The sequence below is a fragment of the Amycolatopsis ruanii genome, assembly GCF_003385175.1.
In the GTDB taxonomy this organism is placed as follows: domain Bacteria; phylum Actinomycetota; class Actinomycetes; order Mycobacteriales; family Pseudonocardiaceae; genus Amycolatopsis_E; species Amycolatopsis_E thermalba.
This window is the reverse complement of record NZ_PQHY01000002.1, coordinates 22,989-40,783: the sequence shown is the minus strand read 5'-3', so window position 1 is coordinate 40,783 and position 17,795 is coordinate 22,989. Positions and strand designations below refer to the sequence as shown.

At 70.1% G+C, this 17,795-nt stretch carries 18 protein-coding genes and 1 tRNA gene; 5 read left to right on the top strand and 14 right to left on the bottom strand.

Features of this window, described 5'->3' with window-relative positions; genetic code table 11:
• The 3 genes from vanX to vanH are packed head-to-tail and all read right to left on the bottom strand — an operon-like array spanning window position 1 to window position 2,670.
• The gene (vanX, locus tag D0D28_RS01310) at window positions 1–609 is read right to left on the bottom strand and encodes a D-Ala-D-Ala dipeptidase VanX (RefSeq protein ID WP_116109492.1); all 609 of its coding nucleotides are present in this window, start codon (window positions 607–609) and stop codon (window positions 1–3) included.
• Window positions 610–611: 2 nt separating this feature from the next.
• A complete protein-coding gene (gene vanA-Sc, locus D0D28_RS01305; protein WP_116109423.1) occupies window positions 612–1,646 on the bottom strand; it encodes a D-alanine--(R)-lactate ligase VanA-Sc in 1,035 nt (344 codons plus the stop codon).
• The gene (gene vanH, locus D0D28_RS01300; RefSeq protein ID WP_116109420.1) at window positions 1,639–2,670 is read right to left on the bottom strand and encodes a D-lactate dehydrogenase VanH; all 1,032 of its coding nucleotides are present in this window, start codon (window positions 2,668–2,670) and stop codon (window positions 1,639–1,641) included. The genes vanA-Sc and vanH overlap by 8 nt, the downstream gene beginning before the upstream one ends.
• A gap of 495 nt (window positions 2,671–3,165) precedes the next feature.
• Between vanH and D0D28_RS01295 the strand changes: the two genes are divergently transcribed.
• Entirely contained in the window at window positions 3,166–5,397 is a 2,232-nt protein-coding gene (locus D0D28_RS01295) for a hypothetical protein (RefSeq protein ID WP_116109418.1), read from the top strand.
• A 280-nt stretch (window positions 5,398–5,677) separates the two neighbouring features.
• On the opposite strand, the gene D0D28_RS01290 is transcribed toward D0D28_RS01295, so the two are convergent.
• From D0D28_RS01290 to D0D28_RS01270, 5 genes are all read right to left on the bottom strand, one after another.
• Window positions 5,678–5,750, bottom strand: a tRNA-Ala gene (locus D0D28_RS01290).
• Between the two features lie 66 nt (window positions 5,751–5,816).
• Window positions 5,817–6,584: a divisome protein SepX/GlpR gene (gene sepX / locus D0D28_RS01285; protein ID WP_094004513.1), complete on the bottom strand. Its 768-nt coding sequence runs from the start codon at window positions 6,582–6,584 to the stop codon at window positions 5,817–5,819.
• A 142-nt stretch (window positions 6,585–6,726) separates the two neighbouring features.
• Window positions 6,727–7,386 carry a GNAT family N-acetyltransferase gene (locus tag D0D28_RS01280; protein ID WP_205413161.1) on the bottom strand — a complete coding sequence of 220 codons (660 nt, stop codon included), beginning with the start codon at window positions 7,384–7,386 and terminating at the stop codon, window positions 6,727–6,729.
• A gap of 9 nt (window positions 7,387–7,395) precedes the next feature.
• Window positions 7,396–8,661, bottom strand: a complete 1,266-nt coding sequence (gene glp, locus D0D28_RS01275; protein ID WP_116109416.1) for a molybdotransferase-like divisome protein Glp — start codon at window positions 8,659–8,661, stop codon at window positions 7,396–7,398.
• A complete protein-coding gene (locus D0D28_RS01270) occupies window positions 8,661–9,563 on the bottom strand; it encodes a UTP--glucose-1-phosphate uridylyltransferase (RefSeq protein WP_116109414.1) in 903 nt (300 codons plus the stop codon). The genes glp and D0D28_RS01270 overlap by 1 nt, the downstream gene beginning before the upstream one ends.
• Before the next feature lie 24 nt (window positions 9,564–9,587).
• Here D0D28_RS01270 and D0D28_RS01265 point away from each other — a divergent pair, with 24 nt between their 5' ends.
• The 4 genes from D0D28_RS01265 to mscL all read left to right on the top strand — a co-directional run bounded on the left by D0D28_RS01265 (window position 9,588) and on the right by mscL (window position 11,657).
• Entirely contained in the window at window positions 9,588–10,181 is a 594-nt protein-coding gene (locus D0D28_RS01265) for a 5-formyltetrahydrofolate cyclo-ligase (protein ID WP_116109411.1), read from the top strand.
• 89 nt (window positions 10,182–10,270) lie between these two features.
• Window positions 10,271–10,585: an FmdB family zinc ribbon protein gene (locus tag D0D28_RS01260; protein WP_094004509.1), complete on the top strand. Its 315-nt coding sequence runs from the start codon at window positions 10,271–10,273 to the stop codon at window positions 10,583–10,585.
• 135 nt (window positions 10,586–10,720) lie between these two features.
• Complete coding sequence (locus tag D0D28_RS01255; RefSeq protein WP_116109408.1) at window positions 10,721–11,197, top strand: hypothetical protein; 477 nt, start codon at window positions 10,721–10,723, stop codon at window positions 11,195–11,197.
• A gap of 25 nt (window positions 11,198–11,222) precedes the next feature.
• Window positions 11,223–11,657 (top strand): large-conductance mechanosensitive channel protein MscL, encoded by a 435-nt coding sequence (gene mscL / locus D0D28_RS01250; RefSeq protein ID WP_116109406.1) that lies wholly within the window; start codon window positions 11,223–11,225, stop codon window positions 11,655–11,657.
• A gap of 290 nt (window positions 11,658–11,947) precedes the next feature.
• Here the strand turns inward: mscL and D0D28_RS35980 are convergent, their stop codons facing one another.
• The 6 genes from D0D28_RS35980 to D0D28_RS01220 form a co-directional block, all read right to left on the bottom strand.
• Window positions 11,948–12,118, bottom strand: coding sequence for a hypothetical protein (locus D0D28_RS35980; RefSeq protein ID WP_094004506.1), 171 nt, complete (start codon window positions 12,116–12,118; stop codon window positions 11,948–11,950).
• Window positions 12,118–12,618, bottom strand: coding sequence for a MogA/MoaB family molybdenum cofactor biosynthesis protein (locus D0D28_RS01245; protein WP_017984989.1), 501 nt, complete (start codon window positions 12,616–12,618; stop codon window positions 12,118–12,120). The genes D0D28_RS35980 and D0D28_RS01245 overlap by 1 nt, the downstream gene beginning before the upstream one ends.
• 899 nt (window positions 12,619–13,517) lie before the next feature.
• Window positions 13,518–13,898 (bottom strand): restriction endonuclease, encoded by a 381-nt coding sequence (locus D0D28_RS37555; protein WP_116109403.1) that lies wholly within the window; start codon window positions 13,896–13,898, stop codon window positions 13,518–13,520.
• Between the two features lie 539 nt (window positions 13,899–14,437).
• The gene (locus D0D28_RS01230; protein ID WP_116109398.1) at window positions 14,438–15,811 is read right to left on the bottom strand and encodes a S1C family serine protease; all 1,374 of its coding nucleotides are present in this window, start codon (window positions 15,809–15,811) and stop codon (window positions 14,438–14,440) included.
• Between the two features lie 75 nt (window positions 15,812–15,886).
• Window positions 15,887–16,972: a galactose-1-phosphate uridylyltransferase gene (gene galT / locus D0D28_RS01225; RefSeq protein ID WP_116109396.1), complete on the bottom strand. Its 1,086-nt coding sequence runs from the start codon at window positions 16,970–16,972 to the stop codon at window positions 15,887–15,889.
• The gene (locus tag D0D28_RS01220) at window positions 16,969–17,766 is read right to left on the bottom strand and encodes a DeoR/GlpR family DNA-binding transcription regulator (RefSeq protein WP_162830560.1); all 798 of its coding nucleotides are present in this window, start codon (window positions 17,764–17,766) and stop codon (window positions 16,969–16,971) included. Before D0D28_RS01220 ends, galT begins: the two co-directional genes overlap by 4 nt.
• Window positions 17,767–17,795: the final 29 nt, after the last annotated feature.

Genomic DNA, 17,795 nt, shown 5'->3' with positions numbered 1-17,795 from the left:
CTATGCGATGGGGAAGTCGAAATAGGTGTCCGGATAAGGCTCGTCGGTCAGCGTGTAATGCCACCACTCATGGTCGTACGGCGTGAACCCGCAGGTCTCCATGATGTCCCGAAGGTGCTCGCGGTTCCGCGCCTCGACCGGCGTGATGCCCCGTGCTCCGTGGTGTGAGATGGGATCCATCAGATCGTGGTCACCGCCCATGGAAGCGAGCTCACCGGTGGTCAGGTGGTAGAGCGTCAGGTCGACGGTGCTGCCCCGGCTGTGGCCCGACTTGGCGGCCACATATCCCTTCTCGAACATCTCGGCTCGGTCGATGTTCGGATAGTGTCGTGGCTTGGTCCGGCCGTCCTCCGGCTGCGCCGACCAGCGCAGGAAGCAGTCGACGGCGCGTTGCGGGCGATAACCGTCCCACAGGAGCAAGCCGAAGCCAAGGGACTCGGCCTTGTCGCGCGCTTCCGCCTGGGCCGCGCACAACGCCTTCGTACCCACGATCCGGTTCGCCAGATATCCGTGCACCGGTTTGCCGGTGAAGTTGTCCCAGGTGGCGTACTTCGCATCCCAGCGTACGCCGGACACGACCTCGTCCACGAAGACAAAATCCTCGTGCATCGTCATTTCCCCGTCAATGCGAGCGACACCATCCGGTCGATCACCTCGGCGAGCGGCAACCCCGCGGCCGCCATCATTCGCGGATAACGGCTGTAGGAGGTCAGCCCGGGAAACGTGTTGACCTCGTTGAGGACCACGCTGCCGTCGTCGGTGAGGAACATGTCGACCCGCGCGAGGCCCCTGCACCCCAGGACGCGGTAAATCTCCTTCGCGGTTTCCTGGACGAGCGAGCGCGACTCCGCCGGGATGTCCGCGGGCACGATGAACGTCGAGTTCTCGGATCCGCTTTCCGGGTTGTCTTCCTGGTGGATCCGGAAGAACCCGTGCGACAGCGCGACCCGGTCCACCTCGCCGGTGACCAGATCCAGGTCGTTCCCCAGTACGGCACACCCGATCTCACTGCCGGCGACAGCCTCCTCGACCAACACCTTCGAGTCGTACTTCCTGGCGGTTTCCACCGCATCCGGCAGTTCTTCTTTTCGCTCTACCTTGCTGACGCCGAAGGATGACCCCGAACGGGCCGGCTTCACGAAGACGGGATAGGTGAGCGGACCGACATCGATGCTCTCGTCGGCCATGACGGTCCAGAAGTTCGGCGTGGCGATTCCCGCGCTGCGGACGATGGTGTAGGTGAGGGATTTGTCCATGCACAGCGCGGAACTTTGGACGTCACAGCCCGCGTACGGGATACCGGAGAGCTCCAATAATCCCTGGATCGCGCCGTCCTCGCCGAGTTTGCCGTGCAGAACGGGCAACACGACGTCCAGGCTGATCGTCCGGTACCGCCCCTGTTCCAGCACGAGCAGTCCCCGGACGCTTCGGTCCGGCGACAGCACGACCGGGCGGCAGTTGCCGTTTTCCCAGTCCGGACCAGGACCGTCACAAAGCAGCCAAGCGCCGCTCACCGAAATCCCGATGTAGAACGGCTCGTACTTCTCGAGATCGAGGTTCTTCGCGACCTCTTGCGCGGATTTGACCGAGACGGGGTGTTCTTCGGACGCGCCGCCGAATATGATGCCGACCTTCAACCTATCCACGCTGATCCCTGCTTTCGAATTTCAGGCAGTTGACGAGAGAGTTCTCCACGGTGTCGCTCAGGGCGTGATCCGTGTAATAGGCGGTGTGCGGGCTGATCAGGACGTTGGGCAGTTCCTGCAGCCGCAGCAGCGGTTTGTGGCCGATGGGTTCGTTCCGGCAGTCGGCGTAGAAGATCCCTTCCTCCCCCTCAAGAACGTCCAGCGCCGCGCCGCCCAACCTGCCGCTTTCCAAGGCGGAAAGCAGGGCCTCGGTATCGACGAGTGCGCCACGGCCGGTGTTGACGACGAACGCCCCGGGCTTCATCCGCTCGATACGCCGGCGGTCGAAGAGGTGGTGCGTGTCCGCAGTGAGGGGCACGTGCAGGGTGACGATGTCGCTGTGCTGCACCAACTCGTCGAGCGGAACGTGACCGGCGGAGCCGGGACGGATGTCGTGGGTCAACACGCGGCAGCCGAAACCCCGCAGCCGGTCTATGACCGCGACGCCGATGCGCCCGGTGCCGACCACCCCGATGGTCAGATCACGCAGCTCTTTGCCGCGTACCTCGTCCAGCCGGTAGTCGTGGACGTCCGCGCGGCGGATGACGGATTTGGCGTTTCGCACCGACATCAGCATCAGCATCAGCGTGTAGTCAGCCACGCTGTCCGGCGAATAGCCGACGTTCTCCACGGTGAGGCCAATGCTCTTCGCGAACTGCACGTCGATGTGGTCGTATCCGACACTTCTCGTGGAGACGTACTCCACACCGGCTTCGCTGAGGGCGCGAAGAATCGAAGCGGTGACCTTGGTTTTGTGACCGACGCTGACGCACCGGTTCCCCGCGGCCAGTTCTGCATTGGCTTCGGACACCGCCGCCTCGGTGATGGCCGGCAGCACGCCGAAGCGGGGCGCCAGCTCCCGGAACAACACGGCCTCGTCCGGCTCGCAGCCATAAATCGTGATGCCCGTGGCGGGGGCGGCCGATGAGGACCCCAGCGATCGCCCGCGGCGGGCCGCTGTTCGTGCTGGTTCGCGGTCGGTCATGGCTGCCATTCAAGGCAGCGCGATGTTGCCGGCACGTATGCGGTTTTCGATACGCCGACGATATGTTACTGCCCAGTACCGGCGCGGAGCTGCGGGAGCCTCCGCTCATCCTGGCCTCGATGCACGGTATATCCCGAAATGCCGCTCCCGTGCGCGATTGGGCGAATTCATCAAACTGCGCAGCCATCGGTCGGCTTGTCCGCCACGCCACGGGAAAACCACGTCCCGGGTTCCAGGCAGTATCCGCCTCACTGCGCTCCCGTACCCCGGCGGCTTGACCTGCGCGCTTTGATGATCTTCGTGACAGCACCCCGTCAGCACCTGGGCCTAGATTGACTTTTTGTCATTTGTCGCAACAAAAAACCCGGGAGGGTGTGGATGCGCAAGTATTGGAGACCGGCGCTCACCGGCGCGATACTGGCTCTGGGACTGGCTTTGCTGCCGACGCCGTCCGCGTCGGCGGCTTCGCCCGATGGTTCCTGGTCGGTTACGCCGGTGGACGGCGGTTACCGGATCACGCTGACGCTCGACGAGCGGCTCCCGACGCGGGACGCGTCGCCGGAACTCGCGGTCGACGGCCGGTCGCTCGGTGAGGCACAGGAGTCCCGGGACGGCCGGACGCTCACGCTGGTGACGACCGATCCCGCCGCGGCGCACCCGTCGTCGGTGCGGGTGGCGTGGCAGGGTGTGGTGCCCGGCGCGACCCCCCGCAGCGCCGCCGCCACGACCGGCGTGCCCGCCGGGACGCCGATCACGTCCGCCCCCGAGGCCGCGGGACGCTACGGCGTCACCCGTGCCGACTACGACTTCGGTGACACCGCGCTCCAGTTGTCCGGATTGACCGGAGTGCCGGTCGAGGAGCGGGCAGCGGTGTGGGTGCCGGTCGGCGCGTCCGGCAAGCGGCCGGTGGTGGTGTTCCTGCACGGCCGCGCGGACGCCTGCTACGACCCGGACGCGGGCACGTTCGACAACGAACACTGGCCCTGTGTCAACGGCCTCGAACCGATGCCCAGCTACGTCGGCTACTCGCGGCCGGCCGAAACCCTGGCCAGCCAGGGATACGTGGTGGTGTCGGTCAGCGCGAACGCGATCGGCGCCTTCGACCAGAGCACGGCGTCGCCCGACCGCGGTGGCTTGGCCCGCGGCCAGCTGGTGATGGCGCACCTCGACCTGCTCGCCAAGGCCGACGCCGGCACCGCCCCGGGGATGAGCAGTCTGCTCAAGGGCAAGCTCGATCTCGGCAACGTCGGTCTCATGGGCCACTCCCGCGGCGGTGACGGCGTGGTTCGCGCCGCGCTGCTCAACGCCGCCCGCCCCACCCCGTACGGGATCAGGGGTGTGCTGCCGCTCGCCCCGATCGACCGGACCCGCCCCGCCCTGACGGACGTGCCGATGGCCGTGCTGCTGCCCTACTGCGACGGCGACGTCTCGAACCAGGAAGGCCAGCACTTCTTCGAGGACTCGCGGTACACGAGCCGCACGGACTCCGCGCTGAAGTCGTCGTTGCTCGTGATGGGCGCCAACCACAACTACTTCAACAGCGTGTGGACCGAGGCCTACGGCGACGACTGGGACCTCTACGTCGACCCGGCCGACCCGACCTGCGGCACCACCGCGGCCGGCAACACCCGGCTCACCTTCGAAGAGCAGCAGAAGACCGGAATCGCCTACACCGCGGGCTTCTTCCGCATGACGCTCGGCAAGGAAAGCGCTTTCCTGCCGATGTTCCAGGCCAGTGCCGGTAGCGCGGTTCGGGTCGGCGCGGCGACCGTGCTGCAGGCGACGCAGTCACCCGCGGCGCAACGCCTCGACGTCGCCCCGTTGCAGGCGGCCGCGGCGAACGTCACGTTCGCCGGCAAGGTGCTCGGCCAGTACTGCGCGAGCATCGCCGGCCGGTCCCCGCAGAGCGGCCTGCCCTCGTGCAGTGATTCCACGGCCACCAGCCGATTTCCGTCCTTCACGCCGGTGACCCACACCGCGAATGTGCCCGCCACGCCGATGCTGCACATGACCTGGGCCAACGGCGGCCAGATGACGGCCGCTCTGCCGTCCGGCCGGTACGACGTCAGCCGCTACGGCGCACTGACCCTGCGGGCCGCGCCGGACGGGGCCAACAACGCCACGGATCTGCGGCTGACCGTCGTCGACGGGGCCGGCCGGACCCAGTCCACCACCGTCTCGGCCCTGAGCGACGCGCTCTCGCCGCTGCCGGCGGGGAACCCGGACGTGCTGCCGAAGACGTGGTTGCGCACCGTCCGCTGGCCGGTCGCCCAGATGACCGCGGTGGACACGACCGACATCCGGCAGATCCTGATCACGACGGCGACCGCCACCGGCGGGGTGCTCCTGTCCGACCTCGCGTTCACCACGCCGTCCGTCGGCACGGGTGCACCGACCAAGCTGCCGCAACTCTCGGTCGCCGACACGACGGCCAACGAGAACGCCGGCACCGCGACGGTCGCCGTGACGCTGTCCAAGGCGAGCAGTCTGCCCGTGACCGTGCACCTGCAGGCCATGGCCAGCACCGGCACACAGATCGCCGCCGGGGCGAAGCAGGTCACGATCCCCGCCGGTCAGACCACCACCATGGTCACGGTCCCGATCCAGGACAACTCCACGGTGGACGCCACTGCCGACACCAGGTACGAAGTCGTGCTCGGCTACCCCACCAACGCCGTCACCGGCAAGAACACCGCCTACGCCACCATCCACGACGACGAGGCATGACCCCGGCGCCGGGGGTTTCACTCGCGCGAGCGAAACCCCCGGCACTGCCGGCCCACCACTTCCGGACACTCCGTTCGCTGAAACAAAAAAGACCACCCGGCGACGCGGGTGGTCTTATCTGGTGTGAACCTCACGGGACCTTACGCGAACAAGTTGACCACAGATGGGGGGTCCGGGGGGCGAAGCCCCTCCGGGCGGGGTGTGGGGGTTGCACCCCCACGAAACACAACGGAGCGACCCGGTTCGCGCTATCCGCGAACACAAGCCGCCCCGAGCGAAGTGGAGCTGAGGGGAATCGAACCCCTGACCTTCTCGATGCGAACGAGACGCGCTACCAACTGCGCTACAGCCCCTTACTGGACTTCCCGAAGGAAGCTCCAGAAGCATAGCAAGGGCCCGAAGGCGGTTCGCGAGGGGGTCTACTCTCCGACCGCGCGCCGGAACGGGAGCTGGTCCGGGTCGTCGAGGTCGTGGAACGCGGGGTCCTCGTCCTCGAGGTCGACGACCACCGCCCGGCCACGCAGGCGGGACGCCGGCGACGGGCGGCGCTCGACGCCGGGCACCTCGCGCGGTGGCTCGACGACTTCGAAGTCCTCGGCCGGGCGCTCGCGGCGGGCCGGGCGCGTCGCGGAGCGGGATCCGAGCCGGGCCATGCGCCGCTGGCGGATCTCGGCCTCGATGCGCACCTGCCGGCGCAGGTAGGCGAGATACCCGACCAGCATCAGGTCGACGGCGCCGTGCAGCCACCACAGCGACGAGGTCAGGAACCCGGCGCCCGCGGCCGTGACGACCGCGAGCAGGAACAGGCAGAGGACGACCCGCTGGCGGAACGCGTACTTGGCGCGTGCGGCGATCTCGGCGGCCTCCGGGTCGAACCCTCCACGGCCCGGCCGGTAGCGCCGTTCGGACGCCGGCTCGTACACCCGTGGCGGGCGCGCCGGCTCCTCTTCGTGCTCCTCGACGTCGTCGTAGTCGACGCGGTCGTCGGCCTCAGCGACCTGCTGGGTGGTCTCGGACATCGCGAACTCCTCCTCCGCGTCGTCTTCCCCGCCGCCGCTGCGGACCACGCGGGCGGCCAGTTCGGCGTCGGCCGTCTGCGTGACCGCCTGGCGCTTGCGGGCGACCATGGGCACGAGCACGACGAGCCAGGCCGCGGCCAAGGCGACGATGATCAGCGAGCTGGGCAATCCCCTCTCACCTCCCCCGTTCACTGCTACATGTCGTCACGCTAGTCACAGGAGTAACAGATGGGACGGAGCCACGCCGCTCGTGACCAGAAAAAGGGTCACTTGATCTAGTGAAAATCTCGCCGTTGGGTAACGAACCTGGTCACGGGTATTCCGCGCGACCGGCCGCGACCAGTCGCGCCACCAGTCCGGGCCCGGTCTCCTCGACCGTCATCGCGTAGCAGTAGTGGTCCCGCCAGTCGCCCGCCACGTCGAGGTACCGCTTGAACAGGCCTTCCTGCCGGAACCCGGCCTTGGTCAGCACCTTGATGCTCGGCGTGTTCTCCGGCCGCACCGTCGCCTCGATCCGGTGCAATCCGGCCGAGGTGAACGCGTGGTCCACCACCAGGGCGACGGCGGCGGTGGCGACGCCGCCCTTGACGACCGACGAGGACACCCAGTAACCGACCCACGCCGAGCGGAGTGAGGCGCGGATCACGTTACCGATCGTGATCTGGCCGGCGAACTCGCCGTCCACGGTGATCGTGTACGGCAGGCACTGGCCGCGCCGGGCCAGCGACCGCAGCGCCGTCCACTGCGCGGGCCAGGACCAGTAGCTGTTCCGGTCGCGCCACGGCCCGGGCCCGGTCGGCTCCCACGGCTCGAGGTGCTCCTGGTCACGCAGCCGGATCCGGCTCCAGTCACCCGCGTCGCGCAGCCGGATCGGCCGCACCGCGACCTCCCCGGCCGCCACGCGGAGCGGCCCCAGGCCGGCCGGCCACCCGGGGTGACGGGACTCCAGGTCATACGCTGCTGGCTGCACCGGACAGTTCTAACCCCGCTGGGCCAGGAAGGTCACCTTGACCTGCTCGCCCGCGGGCACCTCGGTGAGGTCCTCGTCAACGTTGACCAGGCAGTTCGCTTCGGCCAGCGACGCGAGCAGGTGCGCGCCGGACGTGCCGAGCGGCTGCACCAGGTACTCGCCGGTGCTCTCGTCGCGCAACAGCTGGCCGCGCAGGTACCCGCGGCGGCCCTTCGTGGACGACACCGGTGACAGCAACCGCGCGCTGACCGTGCGGCGATGCGGGTTGCGGGTGCCGCGCGCGGCGCGGATCAGCGGCCGGATCAGCACCTCGAACACGACCAGCGCGCTCATCGGGTTGGCCGGGATCAGGAAGGTCGGCACCGCATCCGGGCCGAGCCGACCGAAGCCCTGCGCCGACCCCGGGTGCATGCCCACGCGGGTCATGTCGATCTCGCCGAGGTCGGACAGGGCCGCCTGCACCTCGTCGCCGGCGGTGCCACCCGCCCCGCCCGCGACCACGACGACCTCGGACATCAGCAGCCGGCCCTCGACCACCTCACGCAGCCGCTTCGGATCGCTCGGCACGATCCCCACGCGGCTGACCTCCGCTCCGGCGTCGCGCGCCGCGGCCGCGAGGGCGTAGGAGTTCACGTCGTAGACCTGGCCGGTGCTCGGGGTGCGGTCGATGTCGACCAGCTCGTCGCCCACCGACACGATCGACACCCGCGGCCGCGGGTAGACCAGCACCTTCGAGCGGCCGACCGCCGCGAGCAGTCCGACCTGCGCCGCGCCGATCGTGTCGCCCTGGCGGACGGCCACGTCGCCGATCTGCACGTCCTCGCCGGTCCGGCGCACGTAGGCGGCGGACGGCACCGACCGGTGGATCGTCACCTTGGCCGGGTGGCCGTCGGTGAAGGCGGTCGGCACGACGGCGTCGGCGAGGGTCGGCAGCGGCGCTCCGGTGGCGACCCGGACCGCCTGCCCGGGCTGCAGCCGCCGGGGCTGCCGTGAGCCGGCCGGGATCTCCCCCACCACCGGGAGCTGGACGGGATCGTCGCCGTCGGTGCGCACGTCCACGCTGCGCACCGCGTACCCGTCGACGGCGGCCTGGTCGAAGCCGGGCAACGCGTGCTCGGCCACGACCTCCTCGGCGCAGAGCAGGCCCTGGGCTTCGGAGATCGCGACGCGGACGGGTCGCGGGCGCACCGCGGCCTGCAGGACGCGGGCGATCTGCTCGTCGACCGAGCGGAGGTCCTGCTCGGCCTGGTCGGGCTCCGGGGTGGGGTCGGTCATCAGCGATCGGTCCCGAGTCGTTCGGTCAGCCAGTTCCGCAGCTCGGGCCCGTAGTCCGGGTCGTCGAGGGCGAAGTCGACGGCCGCCTTGAGGAAACCGCCGGGGTTGCCCAGGTCGTGCCGCCCGCCGCGGTGGACGACGATGTGCACGGGGTGGCCCTCCTCGATCAGCAGCGCGACGGCATCGGTGAGCTGCAGTTCACCACCCGCGCCCGGTTCGATGCGACGCAGGGCGTCGAAGATCGCCCGGTCGAGGAGGTAGCGGCCGGCCGCGGCGTAGGTGGACGGCGCCTCCTCCGGCGAGGGCTTCTCGACCATGCCGTGCACCTGCTTGACGTCGGGGTCGCCGGTGTCCGTGACGTCGAACACGCCGTAGGGCGAGATCTGCTCCTTCGGGATGTCGAACGCGCACAGCACGCTGCCGCCGTGCTCGGCGCGCACCTCGGCCATCTTCGAGAGCACGCCGGCGGGCAGCACCAGGTCGTCGGGCAGCGGCACCGCGACGGCCTCGTCCTCGTCGGTCAGGTTCGGCTCGGCCTGCGCCACCGCGTGCCCGAGGCCGAGCGCCTCCTCCTGGATCGCGACCTCGACCTCGATCAGCTCCGGACCGCGCCGGACCTTCTCCAGCAGCGCGGTCTTGCCCTTGCGCTCGAGGTTCGCCTCCAGCTCGGGCGCGGGCCGGAAGTAGCTGACGACCGACTCCTTGCCCGGCGAGGTGACGATCACCAGCCGTTTCGCCCCGGCCTGCGCGGCTTCGCTCGCGACGATCTCGATCCCCGGCGTGTCCACCACCGGGAGCAACTCCTTGGGAACCGCTTTCGTCGTCGGCAGGAACCGGGTCCCCAGGCCCGCGGCGGGGACGATTGCGGTTCGGAACGAGTGGTTGTCGAAGGCGCCCGTCATAGGCGCCAAGCCTAACCTGCGTACATGGGTGCGCAGCGCAATGACGAGGTGACGAAGGCCGAGTGGCGCGCCGAGCTGTCGGCCGCCCGCGCCGCCGTCTCCGTGCAGCAACGGGTCGCCGAGACCGCCGCGCTGGTCCGCGCGGTGTCCGCGATGTCACTCCCGGACACCGTGTGCGGCTACGTCCCGTTCGGCACCGAGCCGGGCTCGATCGGCCTGCTCGACGTGCTGCGCGAGCGCGGCGCGCGGGTGCTGCTCCCGGTGATTCCCGCCGAACCCGGGCCACTGGAATGGGCCGAGTACACGGGCACCGCGAGCCTGCGCGCCGGCCGGTTGCGCCGCATCCTCGAGCCGACCGGCCCGTTCCTGGGCCCGGAGGCGCTGGCCGCGGCCGGGCTGGTGCTGCTACCCGCCATGGCCGTCGACCACCGCGGCGTGCGTCTGGGCCGGGGCGCCGGGTTCTACGACCGGTCGCTGGCGCACGCCGCGCCCGGCGCCGACCTGGTAGCCGTGGTGCGGGACGCTGAGCTGGTCGAACGGCTGCCCGCGGAGGCGCACGACGTGCTCATGACCGGGGCGCTCACCCCCGGCCGCGGGCACGTGCGGCTGCCACTGTGACCAACCCTTGTTTGCGCTGAGGGAATGGTGTCCAGCACAATTGCGTTAGCACTCTTGCGGATCGAGTGCCAATGCGCGAAGGAGCACCTGTGCCCACGTACCAGTACGCCTGCAAGGAGTGCGGCCACCGTTTCGAGGCCGTGCAGTCGTTCTCCGATGCCAGCCTGACCGAGTGCCCGGAGTGCACCGGCCCGCTGCGCAAGCTCTACGGAGCGGTCGGCGTGATCTTCAAGGGCTCCGGCTTCTACCGGACCGACTCGCGTTCTTCGTCGTCCTCATCGACGTCGTCCACCTCCTCGTCCAGCTCGTCAAGCTCGTCGAGCACGTCCAGCGAGAGCAAGAGCAGCTCTGCCTCCTCATCTTCGTCGAGCGGTACGACAACGGCGGCCGCCGCGGCTTCCTGACCGCTGAGTTATCCACAAGTACCCAGTTATCCACAGCTGCCAGATCCGCGTCTTTCCGCCGGGTGTCAGCACCCCTAGCGTCGATTCCGTCGACGGCACACCGCCGTCGCATCCGACGACTGGGGGTGCTTCGCCATGCGCTTCGATCCGTGTGCCCGCTGGAACCGGCTCCGGCCCCGCTTCGGCGGACGACGGTGGCACCGGCTGCGCAAGCTGGTCGCCGCCGGTCTGCTGATCACCGCGGCGGTCCTGGCCGCACGCCCGGACGCGGCCGAGCCGCGGGCCGAGCCGCCGCCACCCTCCGTACCTGTCCCCTTCACGGGTGATCTTGCGTTCGCCGCGGTGCCGGTCCGGCTCGCGGACACCGGTGTCGCCGACCTGCTGAGCCCCGGTATGCGCGTCGACGTGGTCACCCTCGACGAGTCGGCGCAGAGCAGGAAAGTGCTGGCCAGCATGGCGACCGTGCTGACGGTGCGGCCGCCGCCGGCCTCGGCCGGACGCCTGGCGAGCGCGCGCGACGGGCCGCTGGTGGTCCTGTCGTTGCCGGAGGACACGGCCAGGGAGGTGGCCGCGATGTCACTCCAGAACCCGGTAGCGGTTACCCTCCGTTAGCCGTTTCCGGAGGAGAGGAGTGCACATGCTCAAGGGCTTCAAGGACTTCCTGATGCGCGGCAACGTCATCGAGCTGGCGGTCGCGGTCGTCATCGGGACGGCGTTCACCGCGATCGTCACGGCGTTCACGAACGGGCTGATCAAGCCGCTGATCAACGCCATCGGCGGCTCGGACGCCGCGAAGGGCCTGGGGTTCAACGTCCTGCGCGAGAACGACTCCACGTTCCTCGACTTCGGCGGCGTGATCAACGCGGCGATCAACTTCGTGATCGTGGCCGTGGTGGTCTACTTCCTGCTGGTCCTGCCGATGAAGAAGATCCAGGAGCGCCGCAAGCGGGGCCAGGAGGAGGGCCCCGCCGAGCCGACGGACGTCGAGCTGCTGACGGAGATCCGCGACCTGCTGCGCCAGCAGAGCGGAGCCAACGGCCAGGTCAGCAGCCGCACCGAAGCCCGCGACTGAGGCCCTTTTGCCTGCTCCGGGCACCCTGGGCCCGGAGCAGGCCGGTCAGCCCTGGCGCTCCCGGCCGCGCAGGAGCCGGTCGCCGGGCCGCCGATCCCGGTACCAAGCAGGCCACTCAGCTCCGGCACCCGTCACACAGGGGCGCGCCAGCCCAGGACGAGGTCAACGGCCCTGAAACACCATGGCCGACCCAAGCACACCTCAAGCCCCACAGGCGTCTCCGAGAAAGCCGTTGGTGGCGGCCTCCCGGGCGGGCCGACACCTGGCCTCCCGACAGGGCCGGGCTGCGGCTAACCGCCGTGGTGGGGTGGCCGGTTCTCGCGGTACCAGGCGTCCTCGTCGCGGGCCGGGCGCTCCGGCTCGCGCTCGTCGGACGTCGTGTCCGGGAGGACCTCCCCGAAGATCTCCTCCAGCTTGCGCCGGTCGCGGGGAGGCTTGCGCTCCCGGTCCTCCCCGGACATCAGGACTCGTCGAGGCCGGAGAGCTGGTCGATCACGTAGGGCACGAGCGAGGACAGCGTCGCCATGCCGTCGCGCACCGCGGCGCGCGAGCCGGCCAGGTTGACCACCAGCGTGCTGCCCGATACGCCGACCAGGCCGCGCGAGATGCCCGCGTCGACCGCGCCGGCGGCGAGCCCGGAGGAGCGCAGAGCCTCGCCGATCCCGGGAATGGGGCGGTCGAGCACACCGATCGTCGCGTCGGGGGTGACGTCCCGCGGCGACACGCCGGTGCCACCGACGGTGATGACGAGGTCCACACCACCGATCACGGCGGTGTTGAGGGCGTTGCGGATCGCCACGGTGTCGGCGTGCACCAGCACCACGCCGTCCACGATGAAGCCGGCTTCCTCCAGCAGCTCCTGAACCAGGGGGCCCGAGGTGTCCTCATGCTCGCCGTGCGCCGCGCGGTCGTCCACGATCACCACGAGCGCGCGGCCCAGCCGCTGTGCACTGCGTTCCATGAGCACACGGTATCCGGTTGTTACCGACGTCTGACGAGCACGTCGCCACTACTGCGAGGTAGCCCGCGCCGCCCGTGACCGGTGCCCCGCGCCACGGGCGGCGCCGGGATCATCGATTCCCACGTCGCCGCCTCCTGACCACCTCCCGCCGGGGGTCGTGCTCCTCGACGACGTCCCGCCACGACCCCAGCGAGCTGCCCACCGGTTCGCCCACGACACCGTCACCGGCGCCCGGGCTCCTGTCCGAAGTGGACGCGGTGCGGCTGGCCGGGGCGGAGCGACTGGCGCGGACGTCAACGGCGCACCGCCCCCATGTCCGCGACCTGCAGCCCGCGCCGCTTCAACCAGGACGTCCACCTGACTCCCCCGCACAACGCCCGCTGAACCGGCCTCCCGCACACAGTGGTCCCCGTAACCACGGGCAGCGCCTGGACAGCCGACGTCCGCCACAGTGCGCATGCCCGTGGCCTGCTGGGCTTCGCGGCCCGGCGCGCGTCCACGCCGCCGCACCTCCGCGTCACCTTCGTCGGCCGTCTGGGGTCCTCGACCGAACCCAACACTCCCGAACGCTTCCTGCGACGCAGGGGCGCGATTCGCCGCGTCCCGACGACGCGGTGGATCCACGGCCCGCCGATGCTGGAGGTGTCAGCCCCGCCGTCGGGGTCGATCATGCTCACCGGGCTGACTACGGCCCCGGTCGGGCCAGGCCCGACCGGGGCCAGCCGTGCGCTGGTTGCGGCTCCGCTCGGTTCAACCACCGCCCCGCCTGCCAAAATTCACCCGCCCGCGAGCGGCAGCCCTCGCCGTGGTCACACCCCGACGCGACCTCGCCCGCCATGCGAGACCAAACCCATTCCTCGGACTCCTCCACGAGCATCCACACCCGCTGCAGTGGCACTTCAATCTGGACGCTTCCCGGTAAGCGGTCGTAGGTCCGCAGCAACCGGTCGATCACGTCGTTCGCGTCGCACACTCGGACGCGGATGGTTCCCGAGATGGCGCCTCGCCTCGCGGTTCAGCCCACCCCACGCGACCAACAGGCCCTGATCGGCACCGTGTGTGCCCATCACCCCGTGCAGCTGCGTGACGACCTGCGAGCCGATCGGTCCCTCGTTGGATTTCACCTGTGCGAGCAAGAGGGGCCCACGTCCCGCGTAGATGTCCATCCCACCATCAGGCCCCGGGGTCGACACCGTGCAGTGATAACCCTCCGCACGCAGGATCTCCGCCACCAGGTCGGCCAAACCATGGCCGGCGAACCGCTCCCGGATCCGCTGCATGATCCGGTCCCGGGCGACTTGTTCGATGTTGGCACGCAGCTCGGGAACGTCGACCGGGTCTCGGAGTCCAACCGCACGGCTTCCGTCCACACGCTCGCGAACGGCGCTTCGGCTGACCGGTTTTCCGGATCGGAACCGACGCCCATCAACTCCTCGATCCGACGGTAGACGTCGTTCTTGCTCGGCTGGAATATCGTCAACGCCGAGCTGAAGAGCAGGTCCTGGTGAACGACGGCACGCGGAAGATCTGTCCGGCACCAGTCCACGTCGATCACATGGCGCCTCGCGAGGTCGGCGTCGGCGACTTCAGTGACAGCACCACAGCGCCGCAGGTTCTGTCATTTCACATCGCGGCAAAGAGAAAACCGCGCGCGACCGGAATCCCTCCAGTCGCACGCGGTTCGGTTGCCGGCTCGTCCCCGGGGAGCCGGTCAAGTGGTCTCGGCCGCCCCGGGCGGCCGAGCGTCTGTCATCCCCTCCGGCCGCCCCGAAGCGGCCGGACGCGTCTCCGGCCACCGAGCAGGCCGGAGACAGCAACCTCAGTTCGTCGGCACCGGTTGGCCGCCCAGCGTCACTTGCACGGTGCGCCCATCGCTCAGGGTGAAAGTCACCTTGTCGCCCGGGGCGCGGGTTCGCACGGCCGCGATGAGGCCGTCCGCGTCGTTGATGACCAGGTCCTCGACCTTCGTCACCACGTCGCCCTGCTTCAGGCCCGCCTGCTCGGCCGGGCTCCCGGCCTGCACGCCCGCGATCGTGGCCCCACCCTGCTGCGCATCGCTGACGTTCGCCCCGATGAACGTCTGCGTCGCCTTGCCGGTGTCGATGATCTCCTGCGCCGTGCGCCGCGCCTGGTTGATCGGGATCGCGAAGCCGATGCCGGCGTTCGTCGCCTCCGTCTGGCCCATTCCGGACGACTGCGGGCTGTAGATGGCCGAGTTGATGCCGATCACCTGACCCGACAGGTTCGCCAGCGGACCACCCGAGTTGCCCGGGTTGATCGCCGCGTCGGTCTGGATCGCGCTCATCACCGTCGTCTGGTCGCCCTCGCTGCCACCGGCCCGCACCGGGCGGTGCAGCGCGCTCACGATGCCCGACGTGACCGTCCCGGCCAGCTCGAACGGCGACCCGATCGCCACCACCGACTGGCCCACGTTCAGGTCGTCGGAATTGCCCAGCGCCACCGGCGTCAGGTTCTTCACCCCGTTGACCTTCACCACGGCGACGTCGGTCGTCGGGTCGCGGCCCACGATCGACGCGGTCGCCTTCGTCCCGTCCTGGAACACCGCCTGGATCGAGCCGCCGTCCACGGCGACCTCCACCACGTGGTTGTTGGTCAGGATGTAGCCGTCGGTCGACAACACGAACCCGGAGCCCTCGCCCTGCCCGCTCCGCCCGGACACCTGCAGCTCCACCACGCTCGGCGACAGCTTCTGCGCCACCGCCTCGACCGAACCGGCCGGCGCGGACGTCGTCTGCTGCGCGGGCACGGGCTGGTCGAGCGCGTTGTACGACGCGCCACCGGTGTTCTGCGCGGTCAGGTACCCCCCGGCGGCACCCGCTCCGCCACCGACGATCAACGCGAGCACCGCGACCCCGGCCACGAGCTTGCCCGGGCCCCGACGCTGCTGCGGCACAGCCGTCATCGTCGCCGTCGCGTACGGCGACTGCTGCTGCGCGCCCGGCGGCGTCCACGGGTACCCACCAGTCTGCTGCCCACCCGGCGCATACGCGCCGCGCGCCTGCTCAGGAGCGGCCTGCTGCGCGGCTCCCTGTGCCGACCACGGGCTCGGCTGCGGCCCCGAGCCGAGCGGCGTTCCGCGCGCGGGCGTCTTCGCGTCCTCCGGCGACTGCTGCGCGCCGGGGTCCCGCTGGGCACCGCCGTCGTGCGGTGCGCTGGGGTCGTTCTCGGTCATGTCCCTACCATGCGTGTCGGTCCTGAGAGCGGGCTGAGCCCAGCCTGAGGGTCACGCATGAGTATGCCGCCGGTGTCAGCCCACCGCGCGGAGACGTTCCGCGATCTGCTCCGGCGTGGCGTCGTTGATCCACACCGCCTCGCCCGATTCGGACCCGGCGAGGTACTTCAGCTTGTCCGGCGCACGCAGGATGGAGAACAGCTCGAGGTGCAGCCAGCCCAGCCCGCGGTCGATCCGGACGGGCGCCTGGTGCCAGCCGGCGATGTAGGGCAGCGGCCGGTTGTAGAGCCCGTCGCAGCGGCGCAGCACGTCGAGGTAGACCTCGGCGAAGTCGTCGCGTTCGGCGTCGGTGAGCGCCGGGATGTCGGGCACCTGGCGGTGCGGCACGACCTGCACGTGCACCGGCCACCGCGCCGCGGGCGGGACGAACGCCGTCCAGTACCGCCCCTCCGCGATCACGCGCGTGCCGGTCTTCCGCTCGGCGGCCAGCACGTCACCGAGCACCGGGCGGCCGTGTTCCTCCTGGTAGGCCCGGGCGACGTCGAGCATGCGGCGCGTCTTCGGCGTCACGAACGGGTAGCCGTAGATCTGGCCGTGCGGGTGGTGCAGCGTCACGCCGATCTCCTCGCCCCGGTTCTCGAACGGGAAGACCTGCTCCAGCCCGTCGATCTCGGACAGCGCGGCCGTGCGGTCGGCCCACGCCTCGACGACCGTGCGCACCCGCGACGGGCTCAGCTGCGCGAACGATCCATTGTGGTCACTGGTGAAGCAGACGACCTCGCAGCGCCCCTTGCCCGGCGCGGTCCGCACGAGCCCGAGACCGTCCAGTGTGGACCGCTCACCGGTGGCGCCCTCCTCGAAGGAGGGGAACCGGTTCTCGAACACGACCACGTCGTAGTCGGGTTCGGGGATCTCGCTCGGCTTGCCCGGCTTGCTCGGGCACAACGGGCACAGGTCGGCCGGCGGCTTGTACGTGCGGGTCTGCCGGTGCGCGGCCATCGCCACCCACTCGCCGGTCAGCGGGTCGAGGCGGATCTCCGAGCTGGCGGCCACCGCGGGCAGGTCGCGCGTGTCCTCCGCCGTGCGGGACGGGGTGTTCTCGCCCTCGTCGAAGTAGATGATCTCCCTGCCGTCGGCAAGGTGGCGAAGCGTCCGCCTCACTCTTCCTCCGTGTCCTCGTTGACGGGTGCGACCTTCAGCTCACCCACGTGCTCGGCCAGAACGTCGCGCGCCGCCTCGCCCAGCCCGTCGTCGCTCACCACGACGTGCGCTTCGTCGAGCTCGGCGATCGTGGAAATGCCCACCACACCCCACTTGGACGAGTCGGCGAGCACGACCAGCCGCCGCCCGGACTCCACCAGCGCGCGGTCGGTCTCGCTCTCGGTCAGGTTGGGCGTGGTGAAGCCGGGGCCCTCGGCCATGCCGTGCACGCCGAGGAACACCTGGTCCAGGTGCAGTCGGCGCAGGCTGTGCACGGCGACCGGCCCGACCAGCGCGTCGGAGGGCGTGCGGACGCCGCCGGTGAGCACCACCGTGCGGTCCGGCGCGGACGACGCGCGCAGCACGTCGGCGACGTGGATCGAGTTGGTGACGATCGTCAGCCCGGGCACCCCGTCCAGCGCGCGGGCGAGCGTCCACGTGGTCGTGCCGGCGGACAGGCCGATCGCGGTGCCCGGCTGGACCAGCTCGGCGGCGACGCTCGCGATGGCCTCCTTCTGGGCCTGCTGCCGCACGGACTTGGCCTCGAACCCGGGCTCCTCCGTGCTCGGCCCGACGACGGCGGTCGCACCGCCGTAGACCTTCTCCACCAGACCGCGGCCGGCGAGCACGTCCAGGTCGCGGCGGATGGTCATGTCGGACACGCCGAGCCTGCTGACGAGGTCGCTCACGCGGACCGCGCCGGTCCGCCGCGCCTCTTCGAGGATCATCGCCTGCCGCTGCCGCGCCAGCACCATCGCTCCCATCGCCCAACAACTACACAAAA